This is a genomic window from Streptomyces sp. CA-294286 (assembly GCF_050947155.1).
In the GTDB taxonomy this organism is placed as follows: Bacteria; Actinomycetota; Actinomycetes; order Streptomycetales; family Streptomycetaceae; genus Streptomyces.
In genome coordinates this window covers 462,340-476,461 of record NZ_CP192005.1, presented here as the reverse complement: position 1 = coordinate 476,461, position 14,122 = coordinate 462,340, and the positions used below count along the sequence as shown (strand labels likewise).

Here is a 14,122-nt window from a genome sequence, read left to right as displayed (position 1 = left end):
TGAGGACGCCGATGCGTTGAACCGGACGGTGTTCGCGCAGGCGGGGTTGTTCGCCGTCGAGGTGGCGTTGTTCCGGCTTGTCGAGTCGTGGGGTGTGCGGCCGGACTTCGTGGCCGGTCACTCGATCGGTGAGGTCGCGGCGGCTCACGTGGCCGGAGTGTTCTCGCTCGCGGACGCGTGCACGCTGGTGGCGGCGCGGGGCCGGCTGATGCAGGCGTTGCCCGAGGGCGGCGCGATGCTCGCCGTCCAGGCGACGGAGGACGAAGTCCGACCGTTCCTGAACGAGCTGTTGTCCGTCGCAGCGGTCAACGGGCCGTCTTCGGTGGTCGTCTCCGGAGCGTCGGATCAAGTGGAGTCCATCCGGGCCCACTTCGTGGAGCTGGGCCGCAAGACGACCCGGCTGCGGGTCTCGCACGCCTTCCACTCCCCGCTCATGGACCCGATGCTGGACGACTTCCGCGCGGCGGTGTCGAAGCTTTCCTATGCAGCCCCGGCCATTCCGTTGATCTCCCATCTCACCGGTGAGGTCGCCGAGACCGAGCGGCTGTGCACCCCGGAGTACTGGGTGCGCCACGTCCGTGACGCGGTCCGCTTCGCCGACGGCGTCCGGACCCTGGCCGACCTGGGCGTGACCCACTGTGTCGAGGTGGGCCCCGACGCCGTGCTCTCCGGGATGGCAGGGGACTGCCTGGACGGCACGTCCACCGTCGCCCTGCCCCTGCTGCGTGCGGGCCGGGACGAGGTCACCACCCTGGTCGCCGCACTCGGAGCCCTGCACTGTGCCGGGATTGCCGTCGACTGGCGGAAGTTCTTCGGCGGGAAGGCCGGCGGTACGGGCAGCGTGCGGGTCGACCTGCCGACGTACGCCTTCCAGCGGCAGCGGTACTGGCTGGACGCGACCCAGGGAACGGCCGACCTGGACTCGGTCGGGGTCGCCTCCGCGGACCACCCGCTGCTGGGGGCCGCGATGGAACTCGTCTCGTCCGACGGCTACCTCTTCACGGGCCGGCTGTCCGTCCGGACGCATCCGTGGCTGGCCGATCACACCGTCAGGGACGTCGTGCTGGTCCCCGGTACCGGTCTGCTCGAAGTCGTCCTGCGGGCGGGGGCCGAGGTGGGTTGTGCGGTGGTGGAGGAGCTGACGCTGGCCGCGCCGCTGGTCCTGCCCGAGCGGGGCGGAGTGCAGGTACAGGTGTGGGTCGGAGAGCCGGACGGGGACGGTCGCCGTCAGGTCGCCGTGCACTCCAGGGCCGACGACGAGCAGGACGGGGTCTGGATACGGCACGCCAGTGGTGTGCTGAGCGCGTCCGGTGCGGGCGCGGACACCGTGAACGCGAGCGCGGGGTTCGACGCCGGGGTGTGGCCGCCGACGGGTGCCGAGGAGGTGTCCGTCGAGGGCGCCTACGAGGGCTTCGCCGAGGCCGGGTTCGGTTACGGGCCGGTGTTCCGTGGGTTGCGTGCGGTGTGGCGGCGTGGCGAGGAGTTGTTCGCCGAGGTGGCGCTGCCGGAGCAGGAGCGGGATGCTGCGGGCCGGTTCGGCCTGCACCCCGCCCTCCTGGACGCGGCGATGCACGCGGCGATCCTGACGAGCACGGGTGGGACGGCCATCCCGTTCGCCTGGAACGACGTGGTCCTGCACGCCGTCGGGGCGACCGAGGTACGGGTACGACTGGCGCGTGTCGGCGAGGACGGCTGGACCTTCGCACTTGCCGACGTCGCCGGAGCACCGGTGCTCTCGGTCGGCTCGATGGTCAGCAGGCCGGTTTCCGCTGAGCAGTTGGGTGCTTCGGGGAGTCCGTTGTACGGGGTCGACTGGACGGCGGTTCCGGCGGTTCCGGTGGGCCCGGGTTCGGGTGGTGAGGGTGTGTCGTGGGTGCGGTGGGAGGAGGTGCCGGCGGAGGGTGCGGTGCCGGGTGTGGTGGTGCTGGACTGCGGTGCCTCTGCCTCTGCCTCTGCTGATGATGTGGGTGTTTTGGCTGGTGTGCGTGCGGTGTCGTATCGGGTGTTGGATGCGGTGCGGTGGTGGCTTGCGGAGGAGCGGTGTGCTGCGTCGCGTTTGGTGGTGTTGACGCGTGGTGCGGTGGCGGTGTCGGAGGGTGTGGGGCTGGATGTGGTGCAGGCTCCGGTGTGGGGTCTGGTGCGTGCGGCGGAGGCGGAGAATCCGGGCCGGTTCGTGTTGGTGGACGTAGAGCCCGGGGCCGGCGTGGAGGTGGTCGCTGTGGCGTTGGCGGCGGGTGAGCCGGAGTCCGCGGTGCGCGGGGGTGTGGTGTGGGTACCGCGTCTTGTCCGGCTTGCGGAGAGTGCCGACAGTGTGCCGTCGTTCGATGCTGGCGGCACGGTGTTGGTGACGGGTGGTACCGGTGGTCTGGGTGCGGTGGTGGCCCGTCGGCTGGTGTCCGAGTACGGGGTACGGCATGTGGTGTTGACCAGTCGCCGGGGCCTGGAGGCTCCCGAGGCGCCGGAGTTGGCGGCGGAGCTGTCGGCGTGCGGTGCTGAGGTCCGTGTCGCCGCGTGTGATGTGTCGGACCGGGAGGCGCTCGCGGGTCTGCTTGCCGAGACGGTCGCGGAACGTCCGCTGACCGCCGTCTTCCACGCCGCAGGCATCGGCGACAGCGCCGTCGTGGACGCGCTCACGCACGAGCAGGTGGACAGGGTGTACGCACCCAAGGTGGACGCCGCCTGGCATCTGCACGAGTTGACGCGGGAGTACGACCTGGCCGCGTTCGTGTTGTTCTCCTCCGCGGGCGGCCTGGTGCTGACCGCAGGACAGGGCAACTACGCGGCGGCGAACGTCTTCCTGGACGCCCTCGCCACGCAGCGTGCGTCCGAGGGGCTGCCCGCCACCTCCATGGCCTTCGGACTGTGGGAGGTCGGCGGCGGGCTCGGCGCGCACCTGCGCGACGTGGACCGCAAGCGGATGGCCACCCAGGGCGTGCCGCCCATGACCCACGAAACGGGCCTGGCCCTCTTCGACGCCGCCCTGCGCTCCGGGCGTCCCGCCGTCGTCCCCGTGCGGATCGACACGGCCGCCCTGCGCAGCCGCACGGACGAAGTGCCCGCGCTGCTCCGTGGTCCGGCTTCCGTCGTACGGCGGGCCGCGGCAGCCGGCAGCGGTTCCGCGTCGGCCGAGCCGAGCCTGCCCGACCGCCTGTCCGGCCTGTCGGCGGACGAGCGTCGGCGTACGGTGCTGCACCTGGTCCGAGGCGAAGTGGCGTCGGTGCTCGGGCATGCCTCGGCCGAGGCGGTCGGCGCCGACCGGGCCTTCCAGGAGCTGGGCTTCGACTCGCTCGCCGCGACCGAACTGCGCAACCACCTGAACCGGGCCACCGGACTGCGGCTGTCCGCCACCCTCGCCTTCGACCACCCCAACGCCGAGGCCGTCACCGACCACCTCCTCACCCTCCTCGGCGGAAACGAGTCCGCCGGGATTCCGGGCGAGGACGAGGTGCGCGAAGCACTGCGGACCATCCCGACGAGCCGACTGCGCGACGCCGGCCTGATGGACAGCCTCCTCGAACTCGCCGAGGTCCGGGTCACCCCCGCCGACCTCCTGGAGGAGGACGGGGCCCACGAGAAGGACAACGGCGACGACGTCGACGGCGACGCGCTGGCAGCGGCCCGCCGCGAGACGGCCCTGCTGCGCGCCGACAACCGCAAGCTCGCCGCCGACCGGAACGAACCCATCGCGATCGTCGGCATGGCCTGCCGGTACCCCGGCGGCGTGACCAGCCCCGAGGACCTGTGGCGGCTCGTCACCTCCGGCGGCGACGCGATCTCCGCGTTCCCCACCGACCGGGGCTGGGACCTCTCCTCGCTGCGCGACCCGCACGCGACGGAACCGGACGCGTACTACACCCGCACCGGCGGATTCCTCGACGGAGCGGCCGACTTCGACCCGGCCTTCTTCGGGATCTCACCGCGCGAAGCCCTCGCCATGGACCCGCAGCAGCGGATCACCCTGGAACTGGCGTGGGAGGCGCTGGAGCGCGCGGGCATCGACCCGACGACGCTCCGGGGCAGCCGCACCGGGGTGTTCGCCGGCGTGATGTACCACGACTACCCGGGCAGCGACGGCAACGGCAGCGTGGTCTCGGGCCGGGTCTCGTACAAGCTCGGTCTCGAAGGCCCCGCGGTCGCCGTCGACACCGCCTGCTCGTCCTCGCTCGTCGCCCTGCACCTCGCGGTGCAGGCCCTGCGCCAGGGGGAGTGCTCGCTGGCACTGACCGGCGGCGTCACGGTGATGGCGACGCCGGGCGTGTTCGCGGAGTTCGGGCGGCAGGGCGGGCTCGCTTCGGACGGCCGGTGCAAGTCGTTCGCCTCGGCGGCGGACGGCACCGGATTCGCCGAGGGCGCCGGATTCCTCGCGGTCGAGCGGCTCTCGGACGCGGTCCGCAACGGTCACCAGGTGCTCGCTGTGATCCGCGGCTCCGCCGTCAACCAGGACGGCGCCTCCAACGGTCTGACCGCACCGAACGGCCCCTCGCAGCGCCGGGTGATCCAGCAGGCACTTGCCAACGCCCGGCTCGCGGCGGACCAGATCGACGCGGTCGAGGCGCACGGCACCGGCACGACGCTCGGCGACCCGATCGAGGCGCAGGCACTGCTGGCGACGTACGGCCAGGGGCGTCCCGCGGACCGGCCGCTGTGGCTGGGCTCGGTCAAGTCGAACATCGGCCACTCGCAGGCCGCGGCCGGCGTGGCCGGGATCATCAAGATGGTCATGGCCATGCGCCACCGGGAGCTGCCCGCGACGCTGCACGTGGACGAGCCGAGCCACGAGGTCGACTGGAGCGCGGGAGACGTACGGCTGCTCACCGAGGCCCGCGAGTGGTCCGGCGAGGACCGGCACACCCGCCGTGCGGGCGTCTCGTCCTTCGGGATCAGCGGCACCAACGCGCACGTGATCGTCGAAGAGGCCCCGACGGCTCCGACCGCCCCGGCTGGGCCGGCTGGGCCCCGCGACGGGGCCCCCACGGCGCTCGTCGTGTCCGCCGCGTCCCCTGAGGCGCTGCGGGCCCAGGCCGGACGACTGTGGGCACTCGCGCAGGACTCCGAGGAGATGAGTCCCGCCGACCTCGGCCACTCGCTCGTCACGACACGCGCGGTGTTCGAGCACCGTGCCGCGATCTCCGCGTCGGACAGGGACCAGCTGCTGGCCGGTCTCCAGGCCGTCGCGTGCGGCGAGGCGGACTCGGCCGTCGCGACGACCGCGCCGCTGGCGTTCCTGTTCTCGGGGCAGGGTTCGCAGCGTCTGGGTATGGGACGTGAGTTGTACGGGCGCTTCCCGGTGTTCGCGGCGGCGTTCGATGCGGTGTGTGCCGAGTTGGATGTGCCGGTGCGGGAGGTGGTCTGGGGTGAGGACGCTGAGGCGTTGAACCGGACGGTGTTCGCGCAGGCGGGGTTGTTCGCTGTCGAGGTGGCGTTGTTCCGTCTGGTGGAGTCGTGGGGTGTGCGGCCGGACTTCGTGGCCGGTCACTCGATCGGTGAGGTGGCGGCTGCGCATGTCGCTGGGGTGTTCTCGCTCGCGGACGCGTGCACGCTGGTGGCGGCGCGTGGCCGGCTGATGCAGGCGCTGCCCGAGGGCGGGGCGATGCTCGCCGTCCAGGCGACGGAGGACGAAGTCCGACCGTTCCTGAACGAGTGGGTGTCCGTCGCGGCGGTCAACGGGCCGTCTTCGGTGGTGGTGTCGGGAGCGTCGGAGCAAGTGGAGTCCGTCCGGGCTCACTTCTCTGAGCTGGGGCGCAAGACGACTCGGCTGAAGGTCTCGCACGCCTTCCACTCCCCGCTCATGGACCCGATGCTGGACGACTTCCGCGCGGAGTTGGCCGGACTCGCGTTCTCGAAGCCCGTGATCCCCGTCGTGTCCAACCTGACCGGTGACCTCGCCGAGGCCGACCGGCTGTGCACCCCGGAGTACTGGGTGCGCCACGTCCGTGACGCGGTCCGCTTCGCCGACGGCATCCGTACTCTCGGGGCCCTCGGCGTGACCCGCTTCCTGGAACTCGGCCCGGACGGTGTCCTCGCCGCCATGGCCCAGGAGTCGGCCCCCGACGGTGCCGCCCTGGTCCCCGCACTGCGCGGGAACACCTCGGAGGAGTTCGCCGTGCGGCAGGCCACGGCCCGGCTGCACACGTACGGCGTGCGGGTCGACTGGCCGTCGTTCTACGCGGGCTCCGGAGCCCGACGCGTCGAACTGCCTACGTACCCCTTCCAGCACCGGCGGTTCTGGCCGACGGTCATGGCGTACCCGGGCAGCGCAGAGTCCGTCGGTCTCACGGCCGCGGATCACCCCCTGTTGACGGGGACGGTCGAACTGGCGGCGTCCGCCGGGCGGTTGTTCACCGGGCGGTTGTCGGTGCAGTCGCACCCGTGGCTCGCGGAGCATGCGGTGCGGGGGGCAGCACTGCTGCCCGGCACCGCACTGGTCGAACTGGCGATCAGGGCCGGCGACGAGGTCGGCTGCGGGGCACTGGACGAGCTGACGCTCGCCGCGCCGCTGGTGCTGCCCGCCGAGGGCGGTGTTCAGGTGCAGGTCTGGGTGGGCGAGCCGGACGACTCCGGCCGCCGGCCGGTGGGCGTGCACTCCCGCCCGGACACCGGCTCCGACGCCGTGTGGACGCGGCACGCCGAGGGCTTCCTCGCCGTGTCCTCCACAGGCGCGCCGGCGTTCGACGCGTCGGTCTGGCCGCCTGCGGGTGCCGAGGCGCTGGACGTGTCCGGGGTGTACGAGCGGTTCGCCGAGGCCGGGTTCGAGTACGGACCCGTGTTCCAGGGCCTGCGGGCCGCCTGGCGGCTCGACGACGAGGTCTACGCGGAGGTCGCCCTGCCCGAGGACGTCGACGGTGGCGGGTTCGGTCTGCACCCGGCGCTGTTCGACGCGAGCTTGCATGCCGCAGCGGCGGGAGCGGATGCCGGCGCGGGCGGCGGGGTGCCGTTCGCCTGGTCCGGTGTGTCGCTGTACGCGTCCGGCGCCTCGGCCCTGCGGGCCCGGCTGACCCCGGGGGCCGACGGATCCCTCGCCGTGGCGCTCGCGGACGGCACCGGAGCACCGGTCGCCTCCGTACGTTCGCTCACCGTACGAGCAGTATCCGCAGAGCAGTTGGGCGGAAGCGTCGGGGCCGCGCACGAGGCGCTCTTCGCGGTCGAGTGGACCCCGATCGAGGTTCCCGACACCGCGACCGCGGCACCGGATGTGCAACTGATCCGCTTGGACGCCGCAGTCGGCGTCGGCGACGTCGTCGGATCCGTGCACGCCCTGACCTCGCGGGCGCTGGAACTCGTTCAGTCGGCACAGGGAGAACGGTCGGCAGTGGATTCCCCGCTGGTCTTCGTGACCCGGGACGCGGCGTCCGGCGAGAACCTGGCCGCCGCCGCCGCGTGGGGCCTGCTGCGCTCCGCGCAATCGGAGAACCCGGGCAGGTTCGTCCTGGTGGACGTGACGGGGGAGGACCCAGGGGCCGAGCTGTTGCAGAGCCTGGCCTCCCTCGGAGAACCCCAGGTGCTCGTCCGTGACGGCCAGGTCCTGGCCGCCAGGCTGGCCCGGGTCGCGGAGCCCGCCTCCCCGGGCGTCCCCGCCTGGCAGGGCGAGGGGCCGGTCCTGATCACCGGAGGCACCGGCGCCCTGGGCCGAGCCGTGGCCCGGCACCTGGTCGACGCACACGGCGTACGCAGCCTGCTGCTCGTCAGCCGCCGGGGCGCAGAGGCGGAGGGCGTCGAGGAACTCGTCGCGGAGCTGGCCGAGTCGGGCGCGGACGCGGTCGTGGCGGCCTGCGACCTCACTGATCGAGCACAGGTGGACGGGCTGCTGGCCCGCCACCGGGTGCACGCCGTCATCCACACCGCCGGTGTGCTCGACGACGCGCTGATCGACTCGCTCACCGCGGAACGACTGGCCGCAGTGCTGCGACCCAAGGTGGACGCGGCCTGGAACCTGCACGAAGCGACCCGAGGACAGGACCTCGCGGCCTTCGTCCTGTTCTCCTCCGTGGCGGGCACCTTCGGCAACGCGGGGCAGGCCAACTACGCCGCCGGGAACGCGTTCCTGGACGCCCTGGCGCGGCACCGGGACGGCCTCGGGCTCCCCGGTACCTCGATGGCCTGGGGGCCGTGGGCCGGTGCGGGCGGCGGCATGACCGGCGACCTCACCGCGGCCGACACGGAACGCATGACGCGTGCGGGCATGCCGCCGCTGACACCGCAGCAGGCGCTGCCCCTGTTCGACGCCGCACTGTCGGCCGGGCGCCCGGCGGTCCTGCCGGTCCGGCTGGACCTGGCCGCGATACGGGCGCAGGGCGAGGCTCCACCGCTGCTGCGCGGCCTCATCCGCAGGCCCGTCCGACGCACCGCGACGGCAGCCGGCGCGCCCACCGGGCTCACCGAACGGCTGACCGGCCTCGATCCGCAGACCCGCCGTGACGCGCTGCTCGACGTCGTGCGGACACAGATCGCACTCGTCCTCGGACACGCGGGCGTGGCGGAGGTGGATCCGACCCGTGCCTTCCAGGAACTGGGCTTCGACTCACTGATGGCCGTCGAGCTGCGCAACCGGCTCGACGCCGCGACCGGTCTGCGGCTGCCGGCCACGCTGGTCTTCGACTACCCGACGGCGGACGCGTTGGTGGGCTTCCTGATCGACGAACTGTTCGTCGGGGCACTGGGCAACGACGCAGCACAGCCCGAGCGGCTGCCCGCCGCACGGGCGGCAGCGGACGCGGACGATCCGGTCGTGATCGTGGGCATGGCCTGCCGCTACCCGGGAGGCGTGACCTCACCCGAGGGCCTGTGGCGGCTGGTCGCCGAGGGAGTGGACGCCGTCGGCGACTTCCCGGCCGACCGCGGCTGGGACGTGGAGTCGCTCTACCACCCGGACCCCGCACACCTCGGTACCAGCTACACCCGGTCCGGCGCCTTCCTGTCCGACGCCGCCGACTTCGATCCGGACTTCTTCGGGATGAGTCCGCGTGAGGCGTTGGCGACGGATGCGCAGCAGCGGTTGCTGCTGGAGACGACGTGGGAGGCGGTGGAGCGGGCGGGTATCGATCCGGTGTCGTTGCGTGGTTCGCAGACGGGTGTGTTCGCGGGGGTGATGTACAGCGATTACGCGAGTCTGCTGGGTGGCCGGGAGTTCGAGGGTCAGCAGGGCAGTGGCAGTGCGGGGAGTATCGCGTCGGGCCGGGTGTCGTACACGTTGGGGCTGGAGGGTCCTGCGGTGACGGTGGACACGGCGTGTTCGTCGTCGCTGGTGGCGATGCACTTGGCGGCGCAGGCGCTGAGGTCGGGTGAGTGCTCGCTGGCGGTTGCCGGTGGTGTGACGGTGATGTCGACGCCGACGACGTTCGTCGAGTTCTCCCGTCAGCGGGGTCTCGCAGCCGACGGCCGGTGCAAGGCGTTCGCCGACTCTGCCGATGGTGTCGGTTGGGGCGAGGGCGTCGGCATGGTGGTGCTGGAGCGGCTCTCGGACGCGGTTCGCCATGGTCATCGGGTGCTGGCGGTCGTGCGTGGTTCGGCTGTCAATCAGGACGGTGCGTCGAACGGTCTGACGGCGCCCAATGGTCCGTCGCAGCAGCGGGTGATCCGGCAGGCGTTGGCCAGTGGCGGGTTGTCGACGTCCGAGGTCGACGTGGTGGAGGCGCACGGCACGGGCACGACGTTGGGTGACCCGATCGAAGCGCAGGCGCTGATCGCGACCTATGGGCAGGACCGTTCCGAGGGCAGTCCTCTGTTGCTGGGGTCGGTGAAGTCCAACATCGGGCACGCCCAGGCGGCTGCCGGTGTGGCCGGTGTGATCAAGATGGTCATGGCCATGGAGCACGGGTCCGTGCCTGGGTCGCTGCATGTGGATGCTCCGTCGTCGCATGTGGACTGGGCTGCGGGGGACGTGGAGTTGCTGTCGGAGCAGCGCGCTTGGCCGGAGTCGGGTCGGGTGCGCCGGGCAGGTGTGTCGTCCTTCGGTATCAGCGGGACCAACGCGCACGTGGTGCTGGAGCAGTTCGAGCCGGCGGCCGTGCAGCCGTCGGTCGCGGACGTCGTTCCGGGAGTGGTGCCGTGGCTGGCGTCCGGCAAGACGGAGGCGGCTCTGCGAGAGCAGGTCGTACGGCTGCGTACGTATGCGGGGGAGGCGGGGCTGCGTTCGGTGGACGTGGGTCTCTCCACGACGAAGCGGTCCGCTTTCGCTCATCGGGCTGTGGTGCTGAACGGTGAGCAGGTCGTTGAGGGGCGGGTGCGTGCCGGAAAGACGGCGTTCCTGTTCTCCGGCCAGGGCTCTCAGCGTCTGGGTATGGGGCGTGAGTTGTACGGTCGTTTCCCGGTGTTCGCGGCGGCGTTCGATGCGGTGTGTGAGCAGTTGGATGTGCCGGTGCGGGAGGTGGTGTGGGGTGAGGACGCCGATGCGTTGAACCGGACGGTGTTCGCGCAGGCGGGGTTGTTCGCTGTTGAGGTGGCGTTGTTCCGTCTGGTGGAGTCGTGGGGTGTGCGCCCGGACTTCGTGGCCGGACACTCCATCGGCGAGGTCGCGGCTGCGCACGTGGCCGGAGTGCTGACCCTTGCGGACGCGTGCACGCTGGTGGCGGCGCGTGGCCGGCTGATGCAGGAACTGCCCGAGGGCGGCGCGATGCTGGCCGTCCAGGCGACGGAGGACGAAGTTCAGCCGCTGCTCGACGAGTTGGTCACGGTCGCCGCGGTGAACGGGCCCTCCTCGGTGGTCGTGTCCGGTGCGGAGGACCAAGTGGATTCCGTACGGGCGCACTTCGAGACGTTGGGCCGCAAGACGACGCGTCTTCAGGTGTCGCACGCCTTCCACTCCCCGCTGATGGATCCGATGCTGGACGACTTCCGTGCGGTGGTGTCGGGGCTGACGTTCTCCGTTCCGGAGATACCGCTGGCCACGGACGCCGAGGAGGTGTGCGACCCGGAGTACTGGGTGTGCCACGTTCGCGAGGCGGTGCGTTTCGCGGATGACGTACGGATGCTGTCCGAGCAGGGTGTGACGCGGTTCCTGGAGCTCGGCCCCGACGGGGTTCTCTCCGCGATGGCCGCCGCCTGCCTGACCGAGGATGAGGACGCGGTTCTCGTACCCGTACTGCGCAAGAACCGGGACGAGGAGCTGTCCGCGCTCCAGGCCCTCGCCGAACTCCACGTGAGCGGGGCGAAGGTCGACTGGGCCGTCCTCTTCGCCGACACCGGCGCCCGGTCGGTGGAGCTGCCCACCTACGCCTTCCAGCACCGGCGCTACTGGCCCACCGGTACGCCTGCGGGCCGGGGCGGCGCGGAGGCCCTCGGGCTGCGTTCGGCCGAGCACCCGTTGCTGTCCGGAGCGGTGGAACTCGCCGGCTCCGGCGGGTTCCTGTTCACCGGGCGTCTCTCGGTCGCCACGCACCCCTGGTTGGCCGACCACGTCGTCATGGGCTCGGTCGTGGTGCCCGGTACGGCGCTGCTCGAACTGGCGGTCCGGGCGGGCGACGAACTCGGCTGCACCACCGTCGAGGAACTGACCCTCGCCGCGCCGCTCGTCCTGCCCGCACGGGGCGGCGCCGTGCAGTTGCAGGTGGTCGTCGCCGCACCCGACTCCGCGGGGCGACGTGCGCTCAGCGTGCACTCCCGGCCCGCCTCCGGCGGGGCCCACGAGCCGTGGACACGCAACGCCGACGGGGTTCTCGCGGACGGCGCCACCCCCACCGCCGGCCTGGTGGAGGCGACGGCCTGGCCGCCGGTCGGCGCGGAGGCCCTCGACGTGGCGGACGTGTACGAGCGGTTCGCCGAGGCCGGGTTCGCGTACGGACCCGTGTTCCAGGGCCTGCGGGCCGCCTGGCGTGTCGGTGCGGAGGTGTACGCGGAGGTCGCCCTGCCCGAAGGGGTCGAGGGCTCGGCCTTCGGGTTGCACCCGGCGCTCTTCGATGCCGTCCTGCACGCGTTCGCGCTGCCCGGCACCGCCGACGGCACCGCCGACGGGGGCGGCGCCGGGGTCCCGTTCTCCTGGACGGGTGTTTCCCTGCACGCTTCCGGCGCCTCCGCGGTGCGGGCGCGGCTGAGCGGTGCCGGTACCGGCGGCGCGGTGTCCCTCACCCTCACGGACGCCACCGGTGCGCCCGTGGCGTCCGTCGAGTCCCTGGTCGTACGGCCGCTCGGCCCCGAGCAGTTGGGGGCGACCGGCGGTGCCCACCGGGACTCCCTGTTCCGCCTGGACTGGACACCCGTCGAGTCCGACGGCGAGGACGGAGCGGGCCTGCGTACGGCGGTACTCGCCATGCCGGGCGGCACCCCGGACGCCGCACTCGCCGGTACGGCAACGACCTCCCTGGGCGACCACACGGAGTACGCCGGCCTCGCCGAACTGGCAGCCGACGACGCGCGGCCCGTCCCGGACACCGTCCTCGTACCGCTCCTGACGGACGGCGGTCGGCACGGCAATGCGCCGGACGCGGTGCACCGGCAGACGGTCCGGGTCCTGGAGCTGGCGCAGGCATGGCTCGCGGAGGACCGCTTCGCCGACGCGCGCCTGGTGTTCGTCACCCGGGGCGCGGTCTCGGGCGCGGACCTCGCGGGCGCGGCGGTCTGGGGGCTGGTCCGCTCGGCGATCTCGGAGAACCCGGGGCGCTTCGGCCTGGTGGACCTCGAAGGAGCGGATGCGACGGCACTGCTGCCGCGGGCCCTCGCCACCGCCGAGCCACAGGTGCTCCTGCGCGGCGACGCGGTCCTCGCGGCCCGGCTCGCCCGGGTCGCCGACCCTGCCGCCGCCGTGCCGCCCCTCGCGGACCCGGCAGTCACCGACGCGGCCGACGCCGCCCCGGCCGCCCCGGTATGGGCGGGCGAGGGCGCGGTCCTGATCACCGGTGGCACCGGCGGCCTCGGCCGGGTGGTCGCCAGGCACCTGGTCGTCGAGCACGGCGTGCGCGAACTGGTCCTGGTCAGCCGACGCGGCACCGCGACCGAGGGAGTGGCCGAACTCGTCGACGAACTGGCCGAGTTCGGTGCCCGTGCGGCCGTCGAAGCCTGCGACGTCGCCGATCCGGCGGCGGTGGCACGGCTCGTCGCCCGCCACCCGGTGCGCGCGGTGGTCCACACCGCGGGCGTACTGGCCGACGGGGTCGTGGGGTCACTGACCCCGGAGCGGCTCGCGGAGGTGCTGCGTCCGAAGGTGGACGCGGCCTGGAACCTGCACGAGGCGACCAAGGGAACGGCCCTGGAGGCGTTCGTCCTGTTCTCCTCCGCCGCGGGCACCCTCGGCAACGCGGGGCAGGCCAACTACGCGGCTGCCAATGCCTATGTGGACGCTCTGGCCCGCCATCGCCGAGCGCAGGGCCTCCCCGGGACCTCGCTGGCCTGGGGCCCGTGGACGCGCACCGGCGGCATGACCGGTGAACTGACCGTGGCCGAGGCCGAACGCATGGCTCGCTCCGGGCTCCCGCCGCTCACTCCGGAACAGGGACTCGAACTGTTCGACACCGGGGTGGCGGGTACGGAACCGGCCGTGCTGCCGGTCCGGCTCGACCTGGCCGCCTTCCGTGCCCGCGGAGAGGTGCCCGCACTGCTGCGCGGTCTGATCCGTACGGCCGTGCGCCGCACCGCCGCGGCGGACGGTGCCGGCGGTGGGCTCGCCGACCGGCTCGCGGCCCTGCCGCAGGCCGAACGGTACGACGCCCTGCTCGCCGAGGTGCGCGGCCAGGCCGCGTCGGTCCTCGGGCATGCCGGAGCCGCGGACGTGGACCCGGAGCGCTCCTTCCAGAACCTCGGTCTCGACTCGTTGAGTGCGATCGAGCTGCGCAACCGGCTCGGCGCCCTGACCGGGGCCCGGCTGCCCGCCACCCTGGTCTTCGACTACCCGACGACCCGGGAACTGGTGGACCACCTGTACGGGCTGCTCGACCTGGAGCCGCACGCGCAGCCGGACGCCTCCGCCGCCCTGTTGGCCGAACTGTCCCGCCTGGAGTTGGCGTTCACCGGGGCGGAGGTGAGCGACGAGACGTTCGAGCAGATCGCCGGACGGCTCGACGTGCTGAAGGAGAAGTGGGGTGCGTTGCGCACCGCCGGCACCGGCGAAACCGACGAGACGGAGGGCGAGTTCGACTTCGACGCTGCCTCCGACGACGAGGTCTTCGACCTGCTGGACAAGCAGTTGGGCCTGTAG

The 14,122-nt window shown here is 72.6% G+C and carries 1 protein-coding gene (cut by a window edge); it reads left to right on the top strand.

What is annotated here, in order from left to right; genetic code table 11:
* Positions 1-14,122, top strand: the 3' portion of a protein-coding gene (locus tag ACQPZG_RS07320; RefSeq protein ID WP_433545011.1) for an SDR family NAD(P)-dependent oxidoreductase. It extends 16,976 nt beyond the left edge of the window; the window shows 14,122 of its 31,098 coding nt (coding positions 16,977-31,098); the start codon falls outside the window, past its left edge; it ends in the stop codon at positions 14,120-14,122.